This window comes from Zobellella sp. An-6, from assembly GCF_052487945.1.
Window position 1 is genome coordinate 2,588,804 of record NZ_CP199259.1, and the last position, 26,718, is coordinate 2,615,521.

Annotated in this window: 24 protein-coding genes; 13 read left to right on the forward strand and 11 right to left on the reverse strand. The window is 65.4% G+C overall.

Annotation, left to right across the window (positions count from 1 at the left end; genetic code table 11):
• Positions 1-179: 179 nt before the first annotated feature.
• Complete coding sequence (locus tag ACT7DK_RS12065) at positions 180-737, reverse strand: NAD(P)H nitroreductase (RefSeq protein ID WP_445402344.1); 558 nt, start codon at positions 735-737, stop codon at positions 180-182.
• 189 nt (positions 738-926) lie between these two features.
• Complete coding sequence (locus ACT7DK_RS12070; RefSeq protein WP_445399451.1) at positions 927-2,933, reverse strand: oxidoreductase; 2,007 nt, start codon at positions 2,931-2,933, stop codon at positions 927-929.
• Positions 2,934-3,098: 165 nt separating this feature from the next.
• Here ACT7DK_RS12070 and sppA point away from each other — a divergent pair, with 165 nt between their 5' ends.
• Positions 3,099-4,937, forward strand: coding sequence for a signal peptide peptidase SppA (sppA, locus tag ACT7DK_RS12075; protein ID WP_445399453.1), 1,839 nt, complete (start codon positions 3,099-3,101; stop codon positions 4,935-4,937).
• Positions 4,937-5,953: an asparaginase gene (ansA, locus tag ACT7DK_RS12080; protein ID WP_445399455.1), complete on the forward strand. Its 1,017-nt coding sequence runs from the start codon at positions 4,937-4,939 to the stop codon at positions 5,951-5,953. The genes sppA and ansA overlap by 1 nt, the downstream gene beginning before the upstream one ends.
• A gap of 371 nt (positions 5,954-6,324) precedes the next feature.
• Here ansA and ACT7DK_RS12085 read toward each other — a convergent pair whose 3' ends face one another.
• Positions 6,325-6,810, reverse strand: coding sequence for a prolyl-tRNA synthetase associated domain-containing protein (locus tag ACT7DK_RS12085; protein WP_445399457.1), 486 nt, complete (start codon positions 6,808-6,810; stop codon positions 6,325-6,327).
• A gap of 112 nt (positions 6,811-6,922) precedes the next feature.
• Here ACT7DK_RS12085 and ACT7DK_RS12090 point away from each other — a divergent pair, with 112 nt between their 5' ends.
• Positions 6,923-7,918, forward strand: a complete 996-nt coding sequence (locus ACT7DK_RS12090; RefSeq protein ID WP_445399459.1) for an LLM class flavin-dependent oxidoreductase — start codon at positions 6,923-6,925, stop codon at positions 7,916-7,918.
• Between the two features lie 165 nt (positions 7,919-8,083).
• On the opposite strand, the gene ACT7DK_RS12095 is transcribed toward ACT7DK_RS12090, so the two are convergent.
• Entirely contained in the window at positions 8,084-8,386 is a 303-nt protein-coding gene (locus ACT7DK_RS12095; protein WP_445399461.1) for a putative quinol monooxygenase, read from the reverse strand.
• 75 nt (positions 8,387-8,461) lie between these two features.
• Between ACT7DK_RS12095 and ACT7DK_RS12100 the strand changes: the two genes are divergently transcribed.
• Positions 8,462-8,872 carry a VOC family protein gene (locus tag ACT7DK_RS12100; protein ID WP_445399463.1) on the forward strand — a complete coding sequence of 137 codons (411 nt, stop codon included), beginning with the start codon at positions 8,462-8,464 and terminating at the stop codon, positions 8,870-8,872.
• Between the two features lie 102 nt (positions 8,873-8,974).
• Positions 8,975-10,015 carry a 3-deoxy-7-phosphoheptulonate synthase gene (locus ACT7DK_RS12105; RefSeq protein ID WP_445399465.1) on the forward strand — a complete coding sequence of 347 codons (1,041 nt, stop codon included), beginning with the start codon at positions 8,975-8,977 and terminating at the stop codon, positions 10,013-10,015.
• Positions 10,016-10,195: 180 nt separating this feature from the next.
• Here the strand turns inward: ACT7DK_RS12105 and ACT7DK_RS12110 are convergent, their stop codons facing one another.
• Together ACT7DK_RS12110 and btuC are read right to left on the reverse strand one after the other, a co-directional pair.
• Positions 10,196-10,960 (reverse strand): vitamin B12 ABC transporter ATP-binding protein BtuD, encoded by a 765-nt coding sequence (locus ACT7DK_RS12110; protein WP_445399467.1) that lies wholly within the window; start codon positions 10,958-10,960, stop codon positions 10,196-10,198.
• The gene (gene btuC / locus ACT7DK_RS12115; RefSeq protein WP_445399469.1) at positions 10,947-11,984 is read right to left on the reverse strand and encodes a vitamin B12 ABC transporter permease BtuC; all 1,038 of its coding nucleotides are present in this window, start codon (positions 11,982-11,984) and stop codon (positions 10,947-10,949) included. The genes ACT7DK_RS12110 and btuC overlap by 14 nt, the downstream gene beginning before the upstream one ends.
• Before the next feature lie 127 nt (positions 11,985-12,111).
• Between btuC and ACT7DK_RS12120 the strand changes: the two genes are divergently transcribed.
• Positions 12,112-12,963 carry a LysR family transcriptional regulator gene (locus tag ACT7DK_RS12120; protein ID WP_445399471.1) on the forward strand — a complete coding sequence of 284 codons (852 nt, stop codon included), beginning with the start codon at positions 12,112-12,114 and terminating at the stop codon, positions 12,961-12,963.
• Positions 12,964-13,086: 123 nt separating this feature from the next.
• Here ACT7DK_RS12120 and ACT7DK_RS12125 read toward each other — a convergent pair whose 3' ends face one another.
• Entirely contained in the window at positions 13,087-13,866 is a 780-nt protein-coding gene (locus ACT7DK_RS12125) for a TSUP family transporter (protein WP_445399473.1), read from the reverse strand.
• Positions 13,867-14,058: 192 nt separating this feature from the next.
• Between ACT7DK_RS12125 and msrA the strand changes: the two genes are divergently transcribed.
• The 3 genes from msrA to ACT7DK_RS12140 are packed head-to-tail and all read left to right on the forward strand — an operon-like array spanning position 14,059 to position 17,264.
• Positions 14,059-14,673, forward strand: coding sequence for a peptide-methionine (S)-S-oxide reductase MsrA (gene msrA / locus ACT7DK_RS12130; protein WP_445399475.1), 615 nt, complete (start codon positions 14,059-14,061; stop codon positions 14,671-14,673).
• Between the two features lie 2 nt (positions 14,674-14,675).
• Positions 14,676-15,146, forward strand: a complete 471-nt coding sequence (gene msrB, locus ACT7DK_RS12135) for a peptide-methionine (R)-S-oxide reductase MsrB (protein ID WP_445399477.1) — start codon at positions 14,676-14,678, stop codon at positions 15,144-15,146.
• 9 nt (positions 15,147-15,155) lie between these two features.
• Positions 15,156-17,264, forward strand: coding sequence for a putative bifunctional diguanylate cyclase/phosphodiesterase (locus ACT7DK_RS12140; protein ID WP_445399479.1), 2,109 nt, complete (start codon positions 15,156-15,158; stop codon positions 17,262-17,264).
• 96 nt (positions 17,265-17,360) lie between these two features.
• On the opposite strand, the gene ACT7DK_RS12145 is transcribed toward ACT7DK_RS12140, so the two are convergent.
• Complete coding sequence (locus ACT7DK_RS12145; RefSeq protein WP_445399481.1) at positions 17,361-18,827, reverse strand: RimK family protein; 1,467 nt, start codon at positions 18,825-18,827, stop codon at positions 17,361-17,363.
• 139 nt (positions 18,828-18,966) lie between these two features.
• Here ACT7DK_RS12145 and ACT7DK_RS12150 point away from each other — a divergent pair, with 139 nt between their 5' ends.
• Together ACT7DK_RS12150 and ACT7DK_RS12155 are read left to right on the forward strand one after the other, a co-directional pair.
• Complete coding sequence (locus ACT7DK_RS12150) at positions 18,967-20,073, forward strand: GNAT family N-acetyltransferase/peptidase C39 family protein (RefSeq protein ID WP_445399483.1); 1,107 nt, start codon at positions 18,967-18,969, stop codon at positions 20,071-20,073.
• A 273-nt stretch (positions 20,074-20,346) separates the two neighbouring features.
• Positions 20,347-20,787, forward strand: a complete 441-nt coding sequence (locus ACT7DK_RS12155; protein WP_445399485.1) for a hypothetical protein — start codon at positions 20,347-20,349, stop codon at positions 20,785-20,787.
• Positions 20,788-20,984: 197 nt separating this feature from the next.
• Here ACT7DK_RS12155 and ACT7DK_RS12160 read toward each other — a convergent pair whose 3' ends face one another.
• Complete coding sequence (locus tag ACT7DK_RS12160; RefSeq protein ID WP_445399487.1) at positions 20,985-21,338, reverse strand: hypothetical protein; 354 nt, start codon at positions 21,336-21,338, stop codon at positions 20,985-20,987.
• 96 nt (positions 21,339-21,434) lie between these two features.
• On the opposite strand from ACT7DK_RS12160, the gene ACT7DK_RS12165 reads away from it, so the two are divergent.
• On the forward strand, positions 21,435-23,345 hold the full coding sequence (locus ACT7DK_RS12165; protein WP_445399489.1) for a PhoX family protein: 1,911 nt from the start codon (positions 21,435-21,437) through the stop codon (positions 23,343-23,345).
• 43 nt (positions 23,346-23,388) lie between these two features.
• Here ACT7DK_RS12165 and ACT7DK_RS12170 read toward each other — a convergent pair whose 3' ends face one another.
• On the reverse strand, positions 23,389-23,967 hold the full coding sequence (locus ACT7DK_RS12170; RefSeq protein WP_445399491.1) for a DUF5610 domain-containing protein: 579 nt from the start codon (positions 23,965-23,967) through the stop codon (positions 23,389-23,391).
• A gap of 156 nt (positions 23,968-24,123) precedes the next feature.
• On the opposite strand from ACT7DK_RS12170, the gene ACT7DK_RS12175 reads away from it, so the two are divergent.
• Positions 24,124-25,173: an NADP(H)-dependent aldo-keto reductase gene (locus ACT7DK_RS12175; protein ID WP_445399493.1), complete on the forward strand. Its 1,050-nt coding sequence runs from the start codon at positions 24,124-24,126 to the stop codon at positions 25,171-25,173.
• Between the two features lie 238 nt (positions 25,174-25,411).
• Here ACT7DK_RS12175 and codA read toward each other — a convergent pair whose 3' ends face one another.
• Complete coding sequence (gene codA / locus ACT7DK_RS12180; protein ID WP_445399495.1) at positions 25,412-26,653, reverse strand: cytosine deaminase; 1,242 nt, start codon at positions 26,651-26,653, stop codon at positions 25,412-25,414.
• Positions 26,654-26,718 lie beyond the last annotated feature (65 nt).

The window sequence follows — 26,718 nt, forward strand, 5'->3', positions numbered from 1 at the left end:
CCTTGACTGGGCTACCGACAGCCCCTGATGCTGCTACCGTGCTCTCTCTCGCCACTCCCGCAGGCGGGAGGGCATGCCCGCCGGCAGGCCAGGCGGCGTCATCCGGGCCGGAGCCCTAGGCCCAGGATGCCGCCTTCGCGGGCAAGACGGTGGATCGGAGGCTGAATCGCCCCGGGATCTTACTCCTGGCCGAAATAGCGCACGAACTGGGCCGGATCCCGCTCCGGCAGCTTGCGCACTTCCACCAGCGGGGTGCCCAGGTACAAAAAGCCCACCAGTTGATCCTGCTCGTCCAGGCTGAGTTTGTTGTGAATGGAACGATCGAAGATAAACCAGCCGGAACGCCAGATGCCGTTGAAGCCCTGGGCCTGGGCCGCCATCTGCATCGCCATCAGGGCGCAGCCGGCGGACAGCTGTTGCTCCAAAGCCGGCACCTTGTCGTGGGGTTTGACCCTGGCCGCCACGGCGATCACCATGGGCGCACGCAGGGGAGCCTTACGCGCCTTGTCCACCGCCTCCGGCGCCTCGCCCCTGGCCTCGGCCGCCGCCGCCAGGATCTCCCCCAGCCGGTCGCGCTGTTCACCGGTAAAGACGATAAACTCCCAGGGCGTCAGGGTGGCGTGATCCGGGGCGCGCAGCCCGGCCTTGAAAATGGTGTCGAGCTGCTCGCCCGCCGGGGCCGGCTCGGCCAGGCGGGGGCAGGAATGGCGGTTCAGTAACAGTTCCAGTGCGTCCATCATGTCACTCCTATTTGCGATGGCGCTACCTTAGCAGCCGACCGGAACGGTGCAAAGCAAAAAAGAGGCATTCTCAAATGGCAGTCCCACCAACGGGGGACTGCCAAGGATCCATTTCAATGGACCTCCCACCCCCGACGCCGGGGTTCGGTCGACTGAAGTCGACCCTACAAACGGCGGCCGGGTGGCTCAGATCCTCGCCGCCAGTTCGGCGCCCTGGCGGATGGCGCGCTTGGCGTCCAGCTCCGCCGCCACGTCGGCGCCGCCGATCAGGTGCACCTTGCCACCGCGGGCCTCCAGCGCCGCCTGCAGGCCACGCTCCGGCTCCTGACCGGCACAGACGATGACGCTGTCCACCGCCAGGCACAGCGGCTCGCCGTCCTTCTCGATATGCAGGCCGTCGTCATCGATGCGCTGGTAGCTTATTCCCCCCCACATCTGCACCCCGTGGTGGCGCAGGCTGGCCTTGTGGATCCAGCCGGTGGTCTTGCCCAGGCCCTGGCCCGGATTGCCGGCCTTACGCTGCAGCAGCCAGACCCGGCGACCGGGCTTGACCGGCGCCGGCGTCATCAGCGCGCCCGGCGCCCGGTACTCCTTGTCGATGCCCCACTCCGCCAGCCACTGCTCGGTGCCCTGGGCCGGAGTGGCCACCAGGTATTCGGCCACGTCGAAGCCGATGCCGCCGGCGCCGATGATGGCCACTTTCTCCCCCACCGGGGCCTGGCGCGCCAGCACGTCCAGGTAGCTCAGCACCCTGGGATGATGGATACCCTCTATCTCCGGAGTGCGCGGGCGGATGCCGGTGGCCAGCACCACCTCGTCGAACGCCGCCAGCCGCTCGGGCGTGGCTTCTGTGCCCAGGCGCAGGTTCACCTCGCTTCGCGCCAGCCGCTCCCGGAAGTAGCGCAGGGTTTCAAAAAATTCCTCCTTGCCCGGGATCTGCTTGGCGTAGTTGAACTGGCCGCCGATGTCCGCTGCCCGGTCGAACAGGGTCACGCTATGGCCGCGCGCCGCCGCCTCGCAGGCGAAGCTCATGCCCGCCGGCCCCGCGCCCACCACCGCCAGCCGTTTGGGGGCGGCCGTGGGCAGGAAGTTCAGCTCGGTCTCGTGGCAGGCCCGGGGGTTGACCAGGCAGGAAGCCCGCCGGCCCTTGAAGATATGATCCAGGCAGGCCTGGTTGCAGGCGATGCAGGTGTTGATGAGTTCGGGCGTGCCCGCCGCCGCCTTGGCGACGAAGTCCGCGTCCGCCAGGAAGGGCCGGGCCAGGCACACCAGATCCGCCTGGCCGCCGGCCAGTATGGTTTCAGCCACCTCGGGGGTGTTGATGCGGTTGGTGGCCACCACCGGCACCGACAGCGCCTGCCGCACCCGCTCGGTGACCCAGCTGAAGGCGGCCCGGGGCACGCTGGTGGCGATGGTGGGCACCCGCGCCTCGTGCCAGCCGATGCCGGTGTTGATAATGGTCACCCCGGCCCGCTCCAGGGCCTGGCCCAGGGCGATCACCTCTTCCAGGGTCGAACCCTGCTCCACCAGATCCAGCATCGACAGCCGGAAGATGATGATGAAGTCCTCGCCCACGGCGGCGCGCACCGCACGCACCGTTTCCAGCGCAAAGCGGTTGCGGCGCCCGGCGTCGCCGCCCCAGCCATCGTCCCGCCGGTTGGTGCGGGCGCAGATAAACTGGTTGATGAGGTAGCCTTCGGATCCCATGATCTCCACCCCATCGTAACCGGCCTCCCGCGCCAGGCGGGCGGTGTTGGCGAAGTCGTCGATGCAGTTGCGGATCTGTCGCTCGCTCATCACCGCCGGCTTGAACGGACTGATGGGCGCCTGCTCGGGCGAGGGCGCCTGCAGGAAGGGATGGTAGGCGTATCGCCCCGCGTGCAGGATCTGCAGCGCTATCTTGCCGCCCTCTTGGTGCACCGCTTCGGTCACCAGCCGGTGCCTGGCCAGTTGCCAGGGAAAGCTGAGCTGGGCGGCGTGGGGCATCAGCCGGCCGCGGAAGTTGGGGGCGATGCCGCCGGTGATGATCAGTCCCACTCCGCCCCGGGCCCGTTCCCGGTAAAAGGCGGCCAGCTTCTTGAAGCCGCCTTGCTCTTCTTCCAGGCCGGTGTGCATGGAGCCCATCAGGACCCGGTTTTTCAGTGTGGTGAAGCCCAGATCCAGGGGGGCCAGTAAATGGGGGTAACGGCTCATGATCCCTCCGCCGATAAAATGCCGAAATGACCCGCTCAGGCTAATGGATTAAAACACCTTTTTCAAACACTTGTTTTATATCCGGCGTTCAGGGCATCCGTGGTATTGTGCCGCTGCTCACGTCATAATAGGCCGATTCGACAATTTTCCGATTAAGGCGTCGCTATGTGGTCTGCCATCAAATGGTTTTTCCGCACCCTGGGCCGGGTGTTGAATGCCATTCGCATGTTGATTATCAACCTGATTTTTCTGGCCGTTCTGGTCTCCTTCATTCTGATCTTCACCGCCGAGGAAGAAATACCCCGGCTGCCGGACAGCGCCGCCCTCAGCCTCACCATCACCGGCCCCATCCTGGAGCAGGACGACCCGGTGAGCCCGCGCCGCCTGGCCCAGAAATGGCTGGCCGGCGACAGCACGCCACCGCCCATGACCCTGGGCCAGATCAAGGAGGCCCTGGACCGGGCCCGCAACGACGACCGCATCCAGGCCCTGGTGCTCAGGCTGCAGAACATGACCGAGTCCAGCCTGACCAAGCTGGATGAGATCGGCGAGGCCATCCAGGGCTTCAAGACCTCGGGCAAGCCGGTGTACGCCATCGGCGACTATTACACCCAGGGCCAGTACTACCTGGCCGCCCACGCCGACGAGATCCTGCTCAACCCGGCGGGGGCCGTGACCATTCAGGGCATGGGCGTGTACCGGCTGCACTACAGGTCGGCCTTCGAGCGTTTCAACATCACCCCCCATGTGTTCCGGGTCGGCACCTACAAGTCGTTCGTGGAGCCCTACCTGCGCGACGACATGTCCGAGGAAAGCCGGGAAGATACCCTGCGCTGGCTGAACCAGCTGTGGCAGCACTACCAGGACAACATCGTCACCCTGCGCGGCATACCGGCCGACCGCATCAGCCCGGACAAGGACCAGTTGCTGAGCCGTTTCCGCGCCGTGGCCGGCGACCCCGCCCGCTACGCCCTGGAGCAGGGCCTGGTCGACCGGCTGGCCAGCCGCACCGAAATGCTGGAAACCGTGGCCGAACAGGTGGGCTGGGACAGCCAGACCAACCAGTACATGGGCGTGGAACTCCCCACCTACCTCAACCGCAGCGAGGAACGGCGCCACAGCGCCCCTGTGGTGGGGCTCATCACCGCCAGCGGCGCCATCATGAGCGGCGAGGCCGGCGGCAATACCATCAACGACGAGTATGTCAGCCAGCTAATCGAGGAGGCCCGGCTGGATGCGGATATCCAGGCCCTGGTACTGCGCATCGACAGCCCCGGTGGCAGCGCCTTCGCCGCCGAGCAGATCCGTACCGCCCTGCTGCAGTTCAAGAGCAGCGGCAAGCCGCTGGTGGTGTCCATGGGCAGTACCGCCGCTTCCGGCGGCTACTGGATAGCGGCGGACGCCGACCGGATCTACGCCGCCCCCACCACCCTCACCGGCTCCATCGGGGTATTCGGCCTCTTCCTCACCTTCGAGGAAGCCTTCGAGAAGCTCGGCCTCAACACCGACGGCGTGGGCACCACCGACTTCGTCGGGGCCGGTCTCACCACCGGCCTGCCCGAGCACACCAAGGAGCTGATCCAGCTCGGGGTGGAACACACCTACGATCAGTTCGTGAGCCTGGTGGCCAAGGGCCGGGGGCTGAGCCCCGAGCAGGTGGAGCGCGCCGCCCAGGGCCATGTGTGGACCGGGGCGGATGCCAAGGCGTTGGGGCTGGTGGACGAGCTGGGCTACCTGGACGACGCCCTGGCCGCCGCCGCCGAGCTGGCCGGCTTGCCGGAGTTCAGGGTCAGGCCGGTGCGGCTGCCGCCTTCGACCAAGGAGATGCTGCTGGAGCAGTTGCTGCTGGATTCGGGCAATACGCTCGCCGGGCTGGTGCAAAGCGCCCTGCCCGCCGCCCTGCGCCCGGCCGGCGAGCAGCTGGGCAAGGAGTTGTCCGCCCTGGCCCGGTTCGACGATATCAAGGGCCAGTATGTGCTGTGCGTGGAATGTCAGGAGTTCTGATGGACAAGAAGAAGATCTATATCGCTTATACCGGCGGCACCATCGGCATGCAGAAATCCGCCAAGGGCTACGTGCCCCTGGCGGGCTTCATGACCGACACCCTGGCCAACACCCCGGAGCTGCACCGGCCGGAAATGCCCGGCTACCATATCCACGAGTACGATCCCCTGATCGACTCCTCGGACATGACCCCCGCCGACTGGCAGCGCATCGCCGACGACATCAAGGCCAACTACGATCGCTACGACGGCTTCGTGGTGCTGCACGGCACCGACACCATGGCCTTCACCGCCTCGGCGCTGTCGTTCATGCTGGAGGATCTGGAAAAGCCGGTGATCGTCACCGGCTCCCAGATCCCCTTGGTGGAGCTGCGCTCCGACGGGCGCAACAACCTGCTCAACGCCCTCTATATCGCCGCCGAGTACCCCATCCACGAGGTGGGTCTGTTTTTCAACAACCGGTTGTACCGGGGCAACAGGGCCAGCAAGGTGCATGCCGACGGCTTCAATGCCTTCGACTCCCCCAACTTCCCGCCCCTGCTCAACGCCGGCATCCATATCAGCCTGGAGGCGGGCAAACTCGGCACCCCCACCGGCAAGCCGCTGACGGTCAGCCCCATCACCCCCCAGCCCATCGGCGTGGTCACCCTGTACCCGGGCATTTCCGCCGAGGTGATCGGTAACCTGCTGCGCCAGCCGGTGAAGGCGCTGTTGCTGTTGTCCTACGGGGTGGGCAACGCGCCCCAGAACGACGTCATGCTCAAACTGCTGGCCGAGGCCTCCGCCCGGGGCGTGGTCATCGTCAACCTCACCCAATGCCTGCGCGGTTCGGTCAATATGGAAGGCTACGCCACCGGCCACGCCCTGGCCGAGGCCGGGGTGATCTCCGGCTTCGACATGACCACGGAAGCGGCACTGACCAAGCTGCACTACCTGCTCAGCAAAAAGCTGCCGCCGGCGCAGATCCGTAAGCTGATGAGCCAGAGCCTGAGGGGCGAACTAAGCCCGGCGGGATAGCCCTAAACTGGAGGCTGGAGGCTGGAGGCTGGAGGCTGGAGGCTGGAGGCTGGAGGCTGGACGATAATGGCTGACAAGACGGAACTCAATCAACAAAGACGGCGGTTCTGGGGCGCGGGCGGCCCGCCCGCATGAGGGTGACACCGAGGTGAGCGAAGGCACAGTCCAACCCGTGATGCCTGTTCTGCCTCGCGCCTTTCCAACCCTTGTGGTGGCAGGGCTGGCCGAGGTTCGCGCTACGCGCGAAGGCAGGCGGGCCGCCTGCGCTCCACCAGCAAGGCACACATCTGCACACGGCGGTGTTTTCCTGCCGATAAGAGTGGCAGGGATAGCACACACCTGACAGCTCGGTTTTTAAACGCTATGGCACTCTAACTCTCCGGCACAGCCAGCCATTGAATGGGGTGGCCGGTATGCTCGGCAAAGCGCAGCAGATCGGCGCGGCTCAGCAGCAGGGTGGCGGTGTTGCGCAGGGGGTGGCAGTGGAAGTCGTCCCCGTCCTTCAGCTCCTCGTCCAGCCACAGTTCCACCTGCCGCTCCACGTCGTTCACCAGCGCCAGCACCGACACCTGGCCGGGCGCCACGCCCAGGTAGCGCTCCAGCCGTTTGGCCGAGGCGAAGCCGATGCGCGACCAGCCCAGTTGGCGGGACAGGGCTTTGAGATCCACCTGCTTGTCGGGCCGGGTCAGCAGCAGGGCGTGGCGGCGGCCGTAGTTGTCCCGCAGGAACAGGTTCTTGAGCCGGGTGCCGGGCCTGTCCACCAGCAGCCGGTCGGCGTCGTCGCAACGGTGCAGCGGCGGGTGTTCGATAAGCGGCGGCCGGATCTGCCAGCCGGCCAGCCGCGCCATGATGTCCATGCTTCCTCTCCGTTGTTCAGCCATCGGCATAAGATATGCCTTCTTTGGATAGCGGATGCCGGCGAAATATGTTGTTATCGGGCTATTGTTTCAATCGATACCATTACCATTTATGAGCCTATTATCCAAGGTCAAACTGTCCATCCTGGACCTGGTGCATATCCGTAGCGGCTTCGACGCCGCCGACGCCATCGCCAACTCGGTCGCCCTGGCCCGCCATGTGGAGGACCTCGGCTTCGAGCGCTTCTGGCTGGCGGAACACCACAACCTGGACGGCATCGCCAGCTCAGCCACCGCCGTACTGGTGGGCCATATCGCCGGCCACACGGCCCGTATCCGGGTCGGCTCCGGCGGCATCATGCTGCCCAACCACCCGCCCCTGGTGGTGGCCGAGCAGTTCGGTACCCTGGCCACCCTTTACCCGGGGCGTATCGACTTGGGATTGGGCCGGGCCCCGGGCACGGATCCCGACACCATGCGTGCCCTGCGCCGCCGGCCGGAAGACGGCGAGGATTTTCCCGAACAGGTACAGCAGCTGCGGCAGTTGCTGGGGCCGGCGCACCATGGCCAGAAGCTGATGGCCATCCCCGGCGCCGGTACCCAGGTGCCCATCTGGCTGCTCGGCTCCAGCCTGTTCAGCGCCCAGCTGGCGGCGCAGCTCGGCCTGCCCTACGCCTTCGCCTCCCACTTCGCACCGCGCATGCTGCATGAGGCGGTGGCCATCTATAAAGACCGCTTCCAGCCCTCGGACGTGCTGGCCGAGCCTTACCTGATGCTGGGGGTACCGGCCATCGTCGCCGACAGCGACCGGGAGGCCGGGTTCCTGGCCAGCACGGCGCAACAGAAGGTGCTGTCGCTGTTGCGCGGCGAAGGCCGACAGCTGCAGCCGCCGGTCACCGACATGGACCAGCGCTGGCTGCCCCACGAGCAGCGCGGGGTGGAGGGCTTCCTCGGCGCCGCCGTCATCGGCGGCCCGGCCCGGGTGGCGCAGCAGCTGGAAACGCTGCTGGCCCGCACCGGCGCCGACGAGCTGATGGTGGTGTCCGATATCTACGATCAGGGTGCCCGCCACCACAGCCTGTCGCTGCTGGCGGGCCTGGTCGGCTGAAAGCGGGAAGCGTAATTATTCCTCCTGCGGGCACAAGCTGTCTCGACAGGACAAGGGGCCGGACTCAACCCCGTTGCCGGCCCCTGGATTCCCGCCTTCGCGGGAATGACCGCCTTCATGCCGTATTCCCCGCGCAGGCAGGGGCCCAGGCTCCGGGCACGGATCTTACCGTGCCGGATTGACCGCCAGCACCCCGGCGCGGATCACCGACTGCTCGGCAATCAGCTCGTTGACCACGGCGCGGCTGGCCAGGTAATGTGGGGTTTCCTTGTGGGCCGCCAGGGCCGCTTCGTCCTCATAGATTTCGTACAGCCAGAACAGCTCGGGATCCGCCTTGTCCTGCAGCACGTCGAAGGTGTGGCAGCCGGGCTCGTCGCGCACCGAGGCGGCGGCGTTGGGCAGCATGGCGTCGAGAAAGGCCTGGGTGGCGCCGGGCTTGAGCTTGGTTTTGACAATAATTGAATACATTGTAAACTCCATTTGTTTATTTTAATCAAACAAACAGTACACAATATTTTCCGTAAAGAGACAAGGAGCCCCGCCATGGAAAGACCCGGTCGTTTCAACGGCATGCGCCATATCGCCTTCACCATGCCCAACCTGGAAGAATGCGTGCAGTTCTACACCGAGATCATGGGCATGGAGATACTGAACCGGGCCCACGAGGATCTGGTGTACCTCACCTGCGGCAACGACAACCTCTCCCTGGGCCGCGCCGACCTGCCCGCCAGCGGCGTGCAGCGCATGGATCACTTCGGCTTTATCGTGGACAGCAAGGAAGAGCTGGACCAGTGGTACCTGTACTTCAAGAGCAAGGGTGTCACCCTGCTGGACCGGCCCTTCGACCATGGCGACGGCGCCCGCAGCTTCCATATCACCGATCCCGCCGGCAACGTGATCCAGCCCCTCTACCACCCGGCCATCTCCGGCCAGCGCTTCAGCCGGCCGGAATAAATCCCGCTTTCCCCCTTCGCCGTGGTTTTCCCTGCCACGGCTTTCCGTTATGGTAAGGACATAGTGCGTACGCACCCCGATTTTACTGCATCCGAGAAACCTATGTCCCTGCATACCGATGAACTGAGGAGTCGCCGGCTGGCGGCCCTGATCACCCCGCACCAACTGAGCGAACAATACCCCCTGTCCGACGCCATGGCCGAGACCGTGCTCGGCGCCCGGGCCGAGATCGAAGCCATCCTCGCCGGCGCGAGCGACAAGCTGCTGGTGATCATCGGCCCCTGCTCCATCCACGACCCGGCCGCCGCCCTGGCCTACGCCGAACGGCTGGCCCCCCTGCGCGCCCGCTACGCCGACAAACTGTGCATTGTGATGCGCACCTACTTCGAGAAGCCGCGCACCATCGTCGGCTGGAAGGGGCTGATCAACGATCCGCACCTGGACGGCAGCTTCGATGTGAACACCGGCCTGGGCCTAGCGCGCAAGCTGTTGTGCGACATCAATGCCCTAGGGCTGCCCACCGCCACCGAATTCCTGGATATGGTGACCGGCCAGTATATCGCGGACCTGATCAGCTGGGGCGCCATCGGCGCGCGCACCACCGAGTCCCAGGTACACCGGGAAATGGCCTCGGCCCTGTCCTGCCCGGTGGGTTTCAAGAACGGCACCGACGGCAATATCCAGATCGCCCTGGACGCGGTACGGGCGGCGAGCCACCCCCATATCTTCTGCTCGCCGGACAAGGACGGCCGCATGACCATCTACCAGACCGACGGCAACCCCTACGGCCACCTGATCCTGCGTGGCGGCAAGGCGCCCAACTACGATGAAGAGAGCATCCGCCAGGCGGCCGAGGGGCTGGCCGCGGTTGGGCTCTCCCCCCGGCTGGTGGTGGATCTCAGTCACGGCAACAGCCTCAAGCAACACCAGCGCCAGCTGCTGGTAGCGGAAGACATCTGCCGCCAGCTGCGCCAGGGCAGCCCCCATATCGCCGGCATCATGGCCGAGAGCTTTATCGAGCCGGGCCGCCAGGAAGTGGTGAACGGCAGGGCCGAGGTGTTCGGCCAGAGCATCACCGACGCCTGCCTGGGCTGGGCGGACAGCGAACGGCTGCTGGAGATGTTGTACCAGGCGGTAAGCTGAAAGCTGGAAGCTGGAAGCTGGAAGCTGGAAGCTGGAAGCTGGAAATGATGATGGCTGCGATTTAGTGCAAGATCGCAGCTTTTTTCACATGGAAACGCGGAGCGGGCAGCCAGGCAACACCCTGTTTAAGAACAAGCTCGATGCCACATCCACAAGGGTTTTTCTTCCAGCTTCCGGCATCTAGCTTCCAGCTTCAATGTCGGGCAGCAGCAGCCGGGCGCCGTCCTGCTCCAGCAGCCGTACCCGGACCCCGAACACCTCGGCGATGAGTGCCGGCGTCACCACTTCGGGTCCGCCCCGGGCGGCGAGCCGGCCCCGGTGCAGGCACCAGATGTCGTCCCCGAACTGGCAGGCCAGGTTGATATCGTGGATGGAGGCCACCACCGCCAGCCCCTGCCCGGCATAGTGCCGCAGCAGGCGCAGGGTGGCGAGCTGGTGCTGCCAGTCGAGCCCGGCCAGGGGCTCGTCCAGCAGCAGCAGGGCGCCGTCCGGGTTCACCTTGGGATCCAGCTGCAACACGGTCTTGGCAATCAGCAGCCGCTGCTGCTCGCCCCCCGACAGGGCGGCCAGGGGCCTGTCGTAGAGGGGCTCCAGCCCAAGCTCCGGCGCCAGGGCGGCGATTGCCCGGCACAGGGCCTCGCTCACCCCGCCCACCGGCTCGGCGGCCAGCGCCAGCAGCTCGTAGCCTCGCAGTCCCTGGGGCAGTGGCACCTGCTGGGTGAGCATGGCCCTCTGGCGGGACAGCTCAAACAGATCGAACCCGTCGAGATCCCGGCCCGCCAGTCGCACCCGGCCCTCGCCTTCTGCCAGCCCGGCGGCCCCCGCCAGCAGGCTGGATTTGCCGCTGCCGTTGGGACCGATCAACAGGGTCAGGCGGCCGGCCCGGAATTCGCCGCTGACCGGACCGACCCGGCCGGCCAGGACGAAGTCCTCAAGCGCCAGCATGACGGCGCACCAGCAGCCAGATGAACACCGGCGCTCCCAGGGTGGCGGTGACGGCGCCGATGGGCAGCTCGCCCACCGCCAGGGCCTGGCGCGCCGCCACGTCGGCCAGGGTCAGCAGGGCGGCCCCCGCCAGCGCGGACGCGGGCAGCAAAAAGTGCTGCCGGCCCCCGGCCAGTAGCCGCAGCAGGTGGGGGACCACCAGGCCGACAAAGCCGATCACTCCGGCCATGGCCACGCTGAAGGCGGTGAGCAGGCACACCGCCAGCACCAGCCGGGGCCGCAGCCGGTGTACGTCCAGCCCCAGCAAGCGGGCCTGATTTTCGCCCAGCGCCAGCAGGTCGAGCCGCCGCCCCTGCCCCATCAGCCAGCCCAGGGTCAGCACCGCCGGCAGCCACCACCAGAACGACAGCTGCTGGCCATAGCCCAGGCTGCCCATCATCCAGAACAGGAAGGTGCGCAGGGAGGCGTCGTCGGCCAGGTACAGCAGCCAGGTGAGGATGGCGTTGGCGAAAATGGCCACCGCCACCCCGAACAGCAGCAGGGCACCCTGGCCCAGGCGGCGCCGGGCCAGGGCCAGCAGCAGCCCGGTCACCACCAGGGCGCCGGCGAAGGCCGCCAGCGACAGGCTCCAGTAGGGCAGTACCAGGCCGAGCCGGGCAGAAAAGAAGAGGGTGAGCACCGCCGCCAGGCTGGCACCGCTGGAGATGCCAATCAGCCCCGGCTCGGCCAGGGGATTGTGCAGCAGCACCTGCAGCACGGCGCCGCACAGGGCCAGGCTGGCCCCCACCAGCACCGCAAGCAGGGTGCGTGGCAGGCGCAACTGCCAGAACACCTGCTGCTCCAGCGCCGACACCGGCCGCCACAGGGCTTCTATGCCCACTCCCACGGCGCCCAGCTGCAGGCTGAGCAGCATGGCCGCCGCCAGGGCCAGGCCCAACCCCAGCAGCCAGTAACGGTATTTTTGTTGTTGTCGGATAAGCAGCGCGCTCGGCACCATGGGCTCTCGTCGGCGGAAAAGGGCCATGGTACCACCCTTGGCGGGGCGGCAAAACCGGCGGACAGGGTGCCGGACAACTCCTTTTCCTTGCCCCCCTGATCTGCCCGGCCAAGGCTGTTACACTGGAACATTCCCAACCGGAATAGGTAAAACCATGCTGCTCGAAGGACTGGAAACCCTCGCCCTGCTGGCCCAGGAAAAGACCATGGGCAAGGTGGCCGGCCGGCTCTATATCACCCAGTCGGCGGTAAGCAAGCGGATCAGCAACCTGGAAGCCCGCCTCGGCAAGAAGCTGGTGGAGCCGGACGGCCGCCACCTGCGGCTCACCCCCGATGCCCTGGCCCTGCTGGAGCGCATCGGCCCCAGCCTGGACGAACTGAGGGGACAGCTGTTCGACAGCCAGCACCTCACCGATCAGAGCAGGCTTGCCATCGCCTGCTCCGAGACCATCCTGGCCGGCTACCTGGGACCCCTGCTCAACCGCCATCTGCGCCGCGATCCCTATTTGCAGTTTTCCACCCACCACACCCCGGTGATCCTGGAGCGGGTGCGCGCCGGTGATGCGGTGCTGGGCGTCTGCGCCGGGGAAATCCTCCATGCCCGCGGGCTGGAGGTGGTGCCGCTGCTGGAAGAAGAGATGGTGCTGGTGTCGCCCGAGCCGCCCGACTTCGGCCAGCCGCTGGCGGTGGTGACCATCGATCTCGGCAACCCGGCCAACCGCTATCTGGAGCACCGGCTGCGCAGCGCCGGGCTCACGCCCTGGATGCAGATGGACTCCTACTTCGCGGCCGCCGAGCTGGGTCGTGCCGGGGTGGCGCCGGCGGTAGTGCCGCTCGGGGTGGCCCGGCTGATGGGCATAGCCGCCGCCTTGCGGCACGCCCCACCCGCGGGCGCCCGCCTGACCCGGCCGGTCAGCCTGGTGTTCCGGCCCAGCTCGCGCAAGCGGGAACGGCTGGCCAGCCTGATCGCGGTGCTGGAGCGGCATTTCGCCGAGCTGGCGGGGTAAAGCGGCGCGGCGGGCGCTCCCGTAGGGTCCGTTTCAACGGACCATTCCAGCCACGGCACCGGGATTCGGTCGACTGAAGTCGACCCTTGACGACCCTACGGGACCGCCCCGTCATCGACGCCGCTACCCTGCCCAGGCGAACCATTCCGGGTGCTGCTGCCACAACAGCCGCGCCGACATCACCAACGACACCGTCACCAGCATGGGGCGGATGATGCGGGTGCCCCTGGTCACCACCATCTTCGACCCCAGCCGGGCACCGACAATCTGGCCGAGCGCCATGGACAGGCCCACCACCCAGGCCACCTGGCCGCCGAGGATAAAGAACAGCAGCGAGGCGATATTGGAAGTGAAGTTCAACAGCTTGGTGTGGGCCGTGGCCCTGGCCATGCTGAAACCGGCGAGGGCGATAAAGCCCAAGGCAAAGAAGGAGCCGGTGCCGGGGCCGAAGAAGCCGTCGTAAAAGCCGACTCCCGTGCCCACCAGCAGGGCAAAGGGGATCATGCCGAGGCGCCGGTGGCGATCCTCGTCCCCGATGCGGGGTGAAAACAGGAAGTAGAGGGCGAAGGCCGCCAGCAGGAAGGGCAGCACCTTCTGCAGCAGGCTGGCGTCGATGCGCTGCACCAGCAGGGTGCCCAGCACGCTGCCGACAAAGGTACAGGCCACCGCCCATTTCATGCTGCGCCAGTCGATCAGGCCCCGGCGCAGGTAATAGAGGGTGGCGGAAAAGGCGCCGAAGCTGCTCTGCAGCTTGTTGGTGGCCAGGGCCATGGTCGGCGGCATGCCGGTGGCCAGCAGCGCCGGTATGGTGATCAGGCCGCCGCCGCCGGCGATGGCGTCGATAAAGCCGGCCAGCAGGGCGGCCAGGGCCAGCAGGCCGAGGGTGAGCAAATCCAGTTCCATGAGTATCCCGCACAACAACAAGAAGGCGCCCAGCCTAACAGCATGGCCGGGGCGGCGACAGCGAAACCCCAGACTGCCACCTATTCCTCTTATTCATCGGTAAAGGCAAAGCCCCAAAGTTGTTAACATTGGCCATTCAGCCCGGCGAACGGCTATGGTAACTTAGCGCCGTACCCACGAGGAGATAATAAAATGACGGATTCCGTATTGAGTCTGCTGCCTACCGATTTTCCCGATGCCGACGACCACGCCTTTCTCGACGCCGGCGTACGCCAGCTGGTGCTGGCCGGCGGCTGTTTCTGGTGCACCGAGGCGGTCTATCGCCAGCTGGAGGGCGTGCTGGGGGTGGTCGCCGGCTACGCCGGCGGCACCGCCGACACCGCCGACTACGACAGCGTCTGCAGCGGCACCACGGATCACGCCGAAGCCATCTGCATCGAGTACGACAGCGCCCAGATAGGTCCTTCTACCCTGCTGAAGGTATTTTTCGGCATCGCCCACGATCCCACCCAGCTCAACCGCCAGGGCAACGATATCGGTCGTCAGTACCGTTCGGCCGTGTTCTACCGGGACGACAACGAACGCCGGCTGGTGGCGGACTATATCGCCCTGCTGGAACAGCAAGGCGTATTCAAGGCGCCCATCGTCACGACCCTGGAGCCGTTGAATGCGTTTTATGCGGCCGAAGGCTATCATCAAAACTATGCGGCGACGCATCCCGATCAGCCTTATATCGCCGCCGTTGCCCAGCCCAAGGTGGCCAAGGTACAGCACTATTTCAAACACCGGCTGAAGAAGGATCTGTAATCATGGCGCAAACTCCCAGCCCTTACGATCTCAGCCCGCCCGGGCCCGAGCAACTGCAGCAGCTGGCCGAAGCGCTCACCCCGGAAGAGCGGCGCATTCTGCTCAACCAGGGCACGGAGCCCCCCTTCTGCGGTGGCCTGCTCGACAACCATGAAGCCGGCAGCTACGTGTGCCGGCTGTGCGCCCTGCCGCTGTTCTCTTCCGCCTGCAAGTTCGAGTCCGGCTCCGGCTGGCCCAGCTTCTATGCGCCCTATCACCCTGACCATATCCGCGAGCTGGTGGATCTGGGCCACGGCATGCGCCGGGTCGAAATCCGTTGCGCCCGCTGCGACGGCCACCTGGGCCATGTGTTTCCCGATGGCCCGCCCCCTACCGGCCTGCGTTACTGCCTGAACTCGGCTTCGCTCGCTTTCTGCGGCGACGGCCAGCCCAAGCCGGATCCGCTGCGGCGGGGAGAGCGCGACTTTTTATAGGAGAGCAGCATGGCGGACGGCAGCGGTCACCCAGATCGGTTCGACACATTCAAGCAGGTCCTGACCGACAGTCCGCTCCTGGTCAACGGTTTCGACCGGCAGGGTCGCTGCGTGTTATGGAATCACGAGTGCGAACGCCTGTTCGGCTGGGCGTTCGACGAGCTGAGCCGGCATCCGGATCCCCTGGCCCTGATGTATCCGGACGATGTCGTCCGCCAGGCGGTAAAGGACAGCTTCCTCGCCCCTGCCGGCTCCCGTTTTCGCGAATGGGCCCCCTTGACGCGCCAGGGCCGTCCTCTGCCCAGCCTGTGGGTCAACATCGCCCTGCCGGACGGTGAACTGATCTGCATCGGCCACGATATCAGTGAGCAGAAAAAAGCAGAGACCCAGCTGCAACTGGCCGCCCGGGTGTTCGAATGCAGCTACGAAGGCATTCTGATCACCGACGCCGACAATCGCATCATCAAGGCCAACCCCGCCGTCTCCCTGGTGACCGGCTACAGCACCGAAGAACTGCTGGGCCGGACGCCAGCCCTCTTCGCCTCGGGGCGTCATTCCGCCGACTTTTTCGCGGCCATGTGGCACAGCCTGAATACGGGGGATCACTGGCGCGGCGAGATCTGGAACCGGAGCAAGAGCGGCGAAATCTACCCCCAGTTGCTGGCCATTTCCGCCCTGCGCAACAGGGAAGGACGGATCAGTCACTATGTGGCGGTGTTCAGCGATATCAGCCAGCTCAAGGCCGATGCCGCCGAGCTGGAACAAATTGCCCAGTACGACGCCCTCACCGGCATTCCCAACCGCCGGCTGCTGGCCGACCGCCTGCTCCAGGCCATGGCCCGCTCCAAGCGCCTGGGCAGCCAGCTGGCGGTCTGCTACCTGGATCTGGACGGCTTCAAGCAGGTCAACGACGAGCACGGCCATCCCGCCGGGGATCAGCTGCTGATCGAAATCAGTCATCGTCTCCGGCACATACTGCGTCAGTACGATACCCTGGCCCGGCTGGGGGGAGATGAATTCGTGTTGCTGTTCGCCGAGCTGCAGCACAGCACGGACATGGAGCCCATCCTGTCCCGGGTACTGGAGGCCGTTGCCGCACCGGTCGAGCTGGCGGATGGCCAGGCCCGGGTGTCGGCCAGCATCGGCGTGACCTTCTATCCCCACGACGACAGCAATGCCGATCTGCTGCTGCAGCACGCGGACCAGGCCCTGTACAGCGCCAAGCAAAACGGTAAAAACTGCTACCGCTTCTACGATCCCTGCCAGCAGGAGGAGCAGCTGAATCGTCATCATCAGCTGAAAGCCCTGGAGCAGGCCCTGCACAACCAGGAGTTCGTGCTTTATTACCAACCCAAGGTGGACCTGCTCAACGGTCAGGTGATCGGGTTGGAGGCGCTGATCCGCTGGCAGCATCCGCAACAGGGCCTGCTGGTCCCCGCCGCCTTTCTCTACCAGCTGACCGGCAGCCGGCTGGAATGGGGGCTGGGCCAATGGGTGATTGAATCGGTACTGCACCAGATCGACGAATGGCAACGACAAGGGCTGGACATGACCGTCAGCCTCAATATCAGCGCCGATCACCTGCTGCAGCCGGAGTTTGCCGAACAGTTGGACCTAGCCCTGCAACGCTACCCCCTGGTGTCGCCCGCCAGCCTGGAGCTGGAATTCCAGGAAATCGCCGCCATCCGCCAGCTGGAGCAGGTGACCCAGGTGCTGGAGCACTGCCACCGCCTGGGGGTGCAGATCGCCCTGGATAATTTCGGTACCGGATTGTCCGCCCTCTCCTTCCTCCGCCACCTGCCGCTGGACATTCTGAAGCTCGATCACAGCTTCGTCAGCGACATGCTCACCAACGATGAGGATCTCAGCCTGGTCAGCAGCGTGCTGCACCTGGCCCGCACCTTTCATCACCCGGTGGTGGCCGAAGGCGTGGAAAGCCCCGAGCTTGGCGCCATGCTGCTCCAGCTGGGATGCCGCTTCGCCCAGGGCTACGGCATCGCCGAGCCCATGCCGGCAGGGCAGGTCCCCGCCTGGATTGACAACTGGCACAACAAGGGACTCTGGGCCGATCTGAAAACCCGCTTCGGCCCGGGCCAGGCGATCAACTCACACGAATAGACGCACCTCAGCGAGATGAGGGAGCCCATGGCGAAGGCGTTGCCGCGCGTTCAATCCCAAAAGCCGCCGCCTGTCGCGACTTCCGGTCGTGCCGGGTCAGTCCGCCTCCAGCCGGCGCACGAAGTCCTCGATCACCATGTCGTAGAGCCGGTCCTTGAGGAAGAGATCCTCAACCCCATGATCGATATTGGGATTGTCGTTCACCTCGATCACCGCCACCCGGCCCTTGCCCTCCTTGATGTCCACCCCGTAGAGGCCGTCTCCGATGGGCTTGACCGCCTTGAGGGCGGCGTTGATCACCGCCTTGGGCGCCTCGAAGGTGGGCAGGGTGACGAAGCCGCCGGAGTCCGCCTCCTGGCCACCGCCGTTATGGCGGTAGATCTGCCAGTGGCCCTTCACCATGAAATACTTGCAGGCGAAGATCGGCTGGTGGTTGAGCACCCCGATACGCCAGTCGAACTCGGTAAAGAAGTATTCCTGGGCCAGCACCAGGGCCGAGGCGTTGCGCAGCTTGGCCAGGGTCTCCAGCAGGGCCGCCCGGTCGGCCACCTTGTACACCCCGCGGGAAAAGGCACCGTCGGGGATCTTCAGCACCAGGGGGTAGCCCAGCTCCCGCTCCAGCCATTCGGCGGCATCCTTCTGTTTGGGGTTGACCATCAGCGTCTTCGGCGTGGGCACCCCGTGCTTGGCGAAGCTTTCCGCCAGGAAGATCTTGTTGGCACAGCGCAGTATGGAGGTGGGCGAGTCGATCACCACCAGGCCTTCATGCTCCGCCTTCTGGGCGAAGCGAAAAGTGTGGTGATCGATGGCGGTGGTCTCGCGGATAAAGAGGGCATCGTACTCCGCCAGCCGCTGGTAGTCCTTGCGGGTGATGATCTCCACGTTCACCCCGGCCCGCTCCCCGGCCTTGACGAAGCGCTTGAGCGCCTTGGGATCCGAGGGCGGCAGCGTTTCCTCCGGGTTGACCAGCATCGCCAGATCGTAGCGATAGCGCTTCACCGACTTGGGCTTGCGCCAGATGATGCGGGAATAGGCCTCGAGGGCATCGGCAAACTGATCCTCCTCCTCTCCCGCCAGATCCCGGGGGGCCAGGGTGGCCAGGCCGGTCAGCTCCCAGCGGGAGCGACGCTTGAAGCTGAGCTCCATGATGGGGCACGGCAGCCGCTCGAACAGCTCCCGGCACAGGTTGGCCAGGCCCGGCACCTGGCAGTGGCCGAAATAGCTTTTCAGTTTGAGCTGCTTGACCGGCTCCCCGCCCGCCACCCACTGGTCCAGGGCCTCGGCCACGCCGTCGAAACCAAAGGCGAACAGCCCCTTGTTGCGCAGGTTGTTTAGGGTGGATACCGAGGGGATCACATGCTGGCCCCGGGCCTCCGCCAGCAGCGAGCAGTAGTAGCCGTTGGACAGGTACTTGCCGGCCTTGCACAGGTTGATGACCCGGGTGCGGGGCGCGTTCCTGGCCGGCGCCTGCTTGAGATAGGTCTCGAAGTCGACCAGATTTTCCGAAGGAAAATAGGGTTCCCAGGCGCTGAGTTCATCCACCACCAGGATCAGTTGAGTCATGGGGAATTCCGTGTTGGCTGCAGACGTTGTGTGTGCCTAACTCTACCGCCAAATCCGCCTGCCGGGCATGGAAATTTGCTCGCTGGCGGAATATTTTTGACGTATGGTGAAGCGATTCACATGGCCCATCCGGTGACCTATGTCCGAGCCCGTCGTCCGCCCCGCCCAGAAGTCCGAACTGTCCGCCCTGCTCGCCCTCGAGGCCCGTTGTTTCGAGCAGGACAGGATCAGCCGGCGTAGCTTCCAGCGCTTTATCGAACACCCCCAGGACATGCTGCTGGTGGCCGAACTCGGCGGACAATTGCTGGGCTACATACTGGTGCTGTTTCGCCGCAACACCCGCCTGGCCCGGGTCTATTCGGTGGCGGTGGCGCCCGACGCCCGGGGCCTGGGGCTGGGCCGCGCCCTGATGCTGGCCGCCGAGGACGGTGCCCGGGACAAAGGCGCGGTCTTCATGCGGCTGGAGGTGCGCGCCGACAACACCGCCGCCCAGAACCTGTACCAGCGGCTCGGCTATCGCCAGTTCGGGGTATTCCACGACTACTACGAGGATCACCAGACCGCCCTACGTTACCAGAAACGCATCCACTACTATCATCCCCTCACCGGCGCCAAGGCGGTGCCCTACTATCGCCAGACCACCGACTTCACCTGCGGCCCGGCCTCGCTGATGATGGCGGTGAGCGCCCTGGATCCGCGCTACCGGCCGGAAATCGACGAAGAGCTTCAACTCTGGCGCGAAGCCACCACCATCTTCATGACCCGGGGGCACGGCGGTTGCGGCCCGCACGGCCTGGCCCTGGCCGCCAAACGGCGCGGCTTCGAGGTGGAGCTAATGCTGAACCAGCAGGGGCCGCTGTTCGTCAGCAGCGTGCGCACCCCCGACAAGAAACAGATCCTCGAGCGGGTGCACGAGCAGTTCCTGGCGCAGATGGCCGAGCTCGGCATCGCCCCCCGTTACGGCAGTTTCAGCCTCGACGAGCTGGAGCAGGGCCTGGCCCGGGGCCGGCTGCCGCTGGTGCTGATCAGCACCTATCACCTGGACGGGCGCAAGGCCCCCCACTGGGTGCTGGTGTGCGCCATCGACAAGGAATTCGTCTATATCCACGATCCGGACATCGACGACGACGCCGGCGAAAGTCCGGTGGACAAGCAGTACCTGCCGATAGAGCGCAGCCGCTTCGACCGCCTGGCCCGCTACGGCCAGAACGGCCTGCGCACCCTGGTGTGGGTGTACAAGAACTGAACCACCGCGCGTTCGCCGCGACTGGTGCCGTTCACATCGCGACGGCACCCTGTCAGGGCAAGGGGAACCGCTCGGGAACACGGCCTACGGACAGGAGTTGTCGGTCACAATCGCTCTCCCGTATTGGGAATAAAATAAAAAATAATTTAATAACAATGCGTTAAGCATAAAATCCCACAAAGAGATTCAAGCAGCGCCTACCTGCCCTTGTTTTCTTTCCTGCACGGCTTTGTATAGTCAGCCCCAAGTTAAACAGCCTGACAGAGAGTCTGCATGTTGAAAAAAACCATCACCTTGAGCCTGTTGCTGCCGCTGCTCGGCCTGAGCCCGGCCATGGCCGGCGAAACCCTCAATACCATTATCGGCGGTGGTGCCGGCGGTGCCGCCGGTGCCCTGCTCGGCAAACAGATGGCCGGTGACACCGGTGCCCTGGTGGGGGCCGCCCTGGGTGGCGCCGCCGGTGGCGCCGCCACCGCCAACAGGGGCAACAAGAACGAAGCCGCCCTGGGCGGCGCCGTGGGGGCCCTGGGTGGCGCCGCGCTCGGCAAGAACCTGGCCGGCGACAGCGGTCAGCTGATCGGCGCCGGGGTGGGCGGGGCCGCCGGCTCGGCGCTGGGCGCCAAGTCCGGTGACGGCCACCGCGAGGTGGTGCACCACCATCATTACGGCAAGAAGAAAAGGTGGAAGAAGAAACGCCGCCGTTGGGATGACTGACATACCAAGGCCCGGTGCAAACCGGGCCTTTTGTTTCTGCGCCGGGCACTTTCCTCCATCGCCGCTGCCCGGTACCCGTCACCTCCGCGAAGGCGGAAGTCCATGACATAGCGCACCGGGTTCCCGCCTGCGCGGGAATGACCACAAAATGCAACGGGGATTTGCCGAAAGGCCCGGTGAGAACCGGGCCTTTTCCTTTACTGGCTGCGCGGGTGGAACTTGATCTTCAGGAAAATCAGCCCCGCGCCCATGACGGTGCCCAGGGGAAAGGACGGCAGCTGCACCGCCACCAGCACCCAGAACGGCCATTGTCGCTTCATTCCTTCCGTCGACAGATAACCGGTCCAGGCCCGGCGGCACAGCCATAGCCAGGTGGCCACCAGCAACGCCAGGAACAACCACGGCAGCGGTCCCCGCAGGGCGGCTTCCTGCCCGCCGTTTTCCGTCGCCTGTTGCATCAACAAGCCGCTGCCGATCAACAGCAGGCTGATCAGCACCGCCTGCACCACGATGATCACTTTCGCCAGGGTATCGGCGGTTTCCACTTTCATTGTCGTCTTCCTGTCATCTCGCCGTTATCAAACTGCCATTTTTGCCTTCTACCATGGCGTGGTCGTAACCCCATGTGAGCAAAGGATAAATTAAAAATGAGCCAGTTTGAACTGAAGGATGAACTGAACCACCCGCGCCCCGATACCCCCGAGTTTACCCAGATGGTCGAGCGCGGCCTGAGCCGCCGCCGCTTCCTCGGTGGCGCCGCCGCCCTGGGTGCCGCCGCCTTCTTCACCGCCTCGCCGATTTCCCGCGCCATCGCCGCCGCCACCGGCAACAGCCCGCTGCTGGGCTTCAAGTCCGTACCGACCAGCACTGCCGACACCATAGTGGTGCCGGAAGGCTACAAGGTGGAGCGGCTGATCTCCTGGGGCGACCCCCTGTTCTCCAACGTCGCCGAGTTCGCCAACCACGGCGGCAACACCGCGGCGGATCAGGCCGGCCAGTTCGGCGACAACAACGACGGCATGAGTTTCTTCCCGGTCGACGACAGCACCGCCATCCTGGCCATCAACAACGAATACACCAACTACGAGCTGATGTTCTCCCACCAGGGCAAGGACATGAGCGATGACGACGTCAAGCGCGCCCAGGCCGCCCACGGCGTGTCCGTCATCACCATCAAGCAGCAGGCCGACGGCTGGCGCTTCGAGAAGGACGGCAAGTTCAACCGCCGCATCGACGCCAACACCCCCATCGCCATCGGCGGCCCGGCCAAGGGCCACACCCTGCTGCAGACCGGCGCCGACCCCAAGGGAGAACTGGCCCTGGGCACCTTCAACAACTGCGCCAACGGCATGACTCCCTGGGGCACCTACCTCACCTGTGAGGAAAACTTCAACGGCTATTTCGGCACCGACGGCGAGGCCGAGATCACCCCGGCCCTGGCCCGCTACGGCGTGGCCGCAGAAGACGCCGGCTACCAGTGGCACAAGTTCGACGAGCGCTTCGACCTGGCCAAGAACCCCAACGAGCCCAACCGCTTCGGCTGGGTGGTGGAAATCGATCCCCGGGATCCCCAGTCCACCCCCGTCAAGCGCACCGCCCTCGGCCGCTTCAAGCACGAAAATGCCGAGCTGGTGGTCGACCGGGATGGCCATGTGGTGGTCTACCTGGGTGACGACGAGCGCGGCGAGCACCTGTACCGCTTCGTCAGCGAAGGCAAATACAGCCCCAACGACCAGGCCGCCAACCGCAACCTGCTGGACAACGGCACCCTCTACGTGGCCAAATTCCACAACGGCCCCGACAGCGAGCTGAAAGGCAAGGGCGAGTGGCTGGAGCTCTCCTTCGGCAAGAACGGCCTGACCCCGGAAAACGGCTTCCACAGCCAGGCCGAGGTGCTGATCCACGCCCGCCTCGCCGCCACCCGGGTAGGCGCCACCACCATGGACAGGCCCGAGTGGGTGGCGGCCCATCCCACCGAGCCGGTGGTGTACTGCACCCTGACCAACAACAAGAACCGCGGCACCAACGACAACCAGCCGGTGGGAGGCCCCAACCCCCGCGCCGAAAACCACTACGGCCAGATCGTGCGCTGGCGTCCGGCGGGTGGCCGCCACACCGCCGCCGAGTTCGACTGGGATCTGTTCGTGCTGGCCGGCAACCCCGAGGTGCATAACGGCGATCTCTACGCCGGTTCCGCCAACGTCAATACCGACAACATGTTCAACAGCCCGGACGGCATCGGGTTCGACCAGAGCGGCCGGCTGTGGATCCAGACCGACGGCAACTACTCCAATGAAGGCGACTTCGCCGGCCAGGGCAACAACCAGATGCTGTGCGCCGACCCGGATAGCGGGGAAATCCGCCGTTTCCTCACCGGCCCCATCGCCTGTGAAGTGACCGGCCTCGCCTTTACCCCGGATCAGAAGACCCTGTTCGTGGGCATCCAGCACCCGGGCGAGGAGCTGGCCGGCTCCCACTTCCCCCTGGGTGGCGACAGCACCCCCCGCTCCAGCGTGATGGTCATCACCCGGGAAGACGGCGGCGTGATCGGCGCCTGATCAACGGACAAGCGGGGTCGGCGCACCGGCGCCGACTCCGTTTTTATTGTTGAGGATCCAGCCTGGCCTCGCGGAAGGCGGCCAGCCGCTCGTCCACCAGGGCGCGGGTGGCTTCGGCGTTGTCCCTGATATTGCCCGCGTAAACCCCCAGCCCGTCCAGCACCTTGACCGCCTCGCCAAATCCCTGGTCGATGGCTTCGCCGATCTTGGCCAGAAACTGCTCCACCTGCTCGGTTTCGGTCAGCTTGGGATGTTGTTTTTTAAAGGTATCGAAGTGGCCCAGGGCCCCGCTGGCGATGCGCTCGGCGGTGTTTTCCGGCGACCAGAAATCGTCCGCCTGACCCGCCAGCCTGTCCTCGCTCACGGCGAATTCTTCGCCCAGCTCCGTATTGAGCTTGTCCAGCACCTCCCGGTAGAAGATGCGCATGGCCTTGTCGTTACCCTGGTCCGCCGCCCCGAACATGGCCTCGATCACCCCCTTGTTGCTGCGGGCCCTGAGTTCATCCCGCACGCTCGACAGCTCTGCCCCGGGCCTGTGCTCGGCCTGTTGCTCCGCCGTCCTGGCCTGCTCGGTGTTTGCCCGGTCCGGGTTGCCGATCCGGGAATGTAAAATCGGTGGCACCGCCATTATCCTGCTCCTCTGCTCTTGCGATATGGAAGGGTTATCGGCCGGAGAGGCTCGGGGATGAGCCGTCATCGTGATCTCGACCCGCCTTTGCTGTTACCCTGTGGCCATGGCGTTTCTGTTCCAACTCATTAATCCCGTTAAGGAAATCCCATGAAATACAGAAAACTGGGCAACACCGACCTCGACGTCAGCCTGATCGGCCTGGGCACCATGACCTGGGGCGAGCAGAACACCGAGGCCGAGGCCCACGCCCAGCTCGACCTGGCCCTGGACCAGGGCGTCAACCTGGTCGACACCGCCGAGATGTACCCGGTGCCGCCGCGCCAGGACACCCAGGGGCGCACCGAAACCATGATCGGCAACTGGCTGGCCGCACGCGGCAACCGCGACAAAATAGTGCTGGCCACCAAGGTGGTGGGGCGCGCCCACGATCCCAAGCGCCCCTCCTACTTCCGCGACGGCCAGCCCAAGTTGGACAGGGCCAATATCGTCACCGCCCTGGACGACAGCCTGCGCCGGCTGCGCACCGACTACATCGACTTCTACCAGCTGCACTGGCCGGATCGCACCACCAACATGTTCGGCCAGCTCGGCTTCGAGACCCTGGTGGAGGAAGAGAGCATTCCCATCGAGGAGACCCTGGCGGCGCTGGACGAGCTGGTGAAGGCGGGCAAGATCCGCCATATCGGCGTGTCGAACGAAACCGCCTGGGGGGTGCACAAATTCCTGGCCGCGGCGGACAAGCACGGCCTGCCACGTATCCAGGGCATCCAGAACCCCTACAACCTGCTCAACCGTACCCACGAGGTGGGGCTGTCGGAGTTCAGCCTGCGCGAGCGGGTGGGCCTGCTGGCCTACTCGCCGCTGGCCTTCGGCATGCTGAGCGGCAAGTACGAGAACGGCGCCAGGCCGGAAAACGCCCGCCTCACCCTGTACAGCCGCTTCCAGCGCTACTGCAACCCGCAGGCCCGCGCCGCCACCAGTGCCTACGTGGCGCTGGCCCGGGCCCACGGCCTGACCCCGACCCAGCTGGCCCAGGCCTTCGTCAACAGCCGGCCCTTCGTGACCAGCAACCTGATCGGCGCCACCACCCTGGAACAGCTGAAGGAAAACATCGCCTCGGTGGAGGTCGAACTGAGCGAAGCGGTGCTGGCCGGCATCGCCGAGATCCACCGCCAGTGGTCCAATCCGGCGCCCTGAAAACAATGCCGGCGTGTCTTGGGGCAGGCATTAAAGGCCGTCACCACCGCAATTTACGTTCGTCACCCCCGCAACTTAAGAGTGTCTCCCCCGCGCAGGCGGGGGCCCAGGAAACCAGGGCTGGAATTCGGATCGGTTAAGCTCCGCATCGCCGGCCCTGGATTCCCGCCGTCGCGGAAATGACCATGTTTTCGCCGGTCCCTGATGTCCGTCTTCACGGACAGGACGGCCCGGCCGCTCAGATCACCGGCCGGCGGATCAACTCCGCCGGCCGGCGCTCCACCAGCACCCGGCCCCGACGCACCGAATAGAGCACCTCGCCCTGGCGGCGGATCACCTCGAAATCATCGCCCCCTTCCAGGATCACGAAACTCGCCGGCTTGCCGACCGCAATGCCGTAGTCGTCGAGGCCCAGCACCCGGGCGCCGTTGTCGGTGATCAGATCCAGCGCCCGGGAAATATCCTCGTAGCCCATCATCTGGCAGATGTGCAGGCCCGCGTCCAGCACCCGCAGCAGCTTGCCGTTGCCGAGGGAATACCAGGGATCCCGGATGGAGTCTTCGGCCAGCGCCACGTTGATGCCCGCCGCCAGCAGCTCCTTCACCCGGGTCACGCCCCGGCGCTTGGGATAGCTGTCGAAGCGCCCCTGCAGGTGGATGCTCTCGGTGGGACAGGACACGAAGTGGATGCCGGACAGTTTCAGCAACCGGAACAGCTTGGAGCAGTAGGCGTTGTCGTAGGAATGCATGGCGGTGGTGTGGCTGGCGGTGACCCTGTCTCCCATGCCGGCTTCCAAGGCGGCGGTGGCCAGCACCTCCAGGAAGCGGGAGGAAGGATCGTCGGTTTCGTCGCAGTGCACGTCCACCCGCTTGTTATGCCGCTTGGCCAGCGCCATCACCCAGCGCATGGACTCCACCCCGTATTCCCGGGTGAACTCGAAATGGGGAATGCCGCCCACCACGTCGGCGCCCTCCGCCAGCGCCTGCTCCATCAGCCCCTTGCCGTCGGGATAGGACAGTATCCCCTCCTGGGGAAAAGCCACTATCTGCAGATCGAGCACCGGTTTCAGCCGTTCCCTGAGGCGGACGATGCTTTTCAGTGCCACCAGCTCCGGATCGGTCACGTCCACATGGGTGCGTACATGCTGGACACCGTTGGCCGCCAGCAACTCCACCGTGCTCAGCACCCGCCGCTCCACATCCTCCGGTGTCAGCAGCGGCTTGCGCTCGGCCCACCGCTCTATGCCCTCGAACAGGGTACCGCTCATGTTCCAGTTCGGCTCGCCGGCGGTGAGCGCCGCATCCAGGTGGATATGGGGTTCGACCAGGGGGGCACACAGCAGGTTGCCGCCCGCGTCCAGTGCTTCCGGCGCCACACTCAGGGCGGTGACCTGGGGCCGGATGGCGGTGAAGCGCCCCTCGGCCACTTCCAGGGTAAAGAGCCCTTCTTTTTTTCTCAGCCTGGCATTGATGATGTTCATCCCTTTCCCCCGTGCTGTGCACCACTAGGTATTCAATAAGGTCCTTTTCAGCTTATCCCGCCCGG